This is a genomic window from Streptomyces sp. NRRL F-5123 (assembly GCF_000721495.1).
Taxonomy (GTDB): domain Bacteria; phylum Actinomycetota; class Actinomycetes; order Streptomycetales; family Streptomycetaceae; genus Actinacidiphila.
On record NZ_JOHY01000209.1, the window covers coordinates 1 to 295 of the forward strand.

1 protein-coding gene is annotated in these 295 nt (G+C 74.2%); it reads left to right on the forward strand.

Annotated features, from left to right (window positions below; translation table 11 throughout):
• On the forward strand, nt 1-295 hold a 295-nt coding region (locus tag IH54_RS0138955; protein WP_031526412.1), incomplete at both ends, for a methyltransferase domain-containing protein.

Here is a 295-nt window from a genome sequence, read left to right on the forward strand (position 1 = left end):
CGCCCACGATCGTCGCCATCCAGCTGGAGCAGCTCGGCGCGAGGCCCGGCCACAAGGTCCTCGAAGCCGGAGCGGCCACGGGCTACAACGCCGCGCTGCTCGGACAGCTCGTCTCCCCCGGCGGGCACGTGTGGACGCTGGACGTCGACGCAGACCTCGTCGAGCGCGCCCGCAAGACCCTCGCCCGGACCGGGGCACAGAACGTCTCGGCGGTCCTCGGCGACGGCGCGGCCGGCCTGCCCGAACACGCGCCGTACGACCGCATCCAGTTCACCGTCGGTGCGGGCGACGTGCC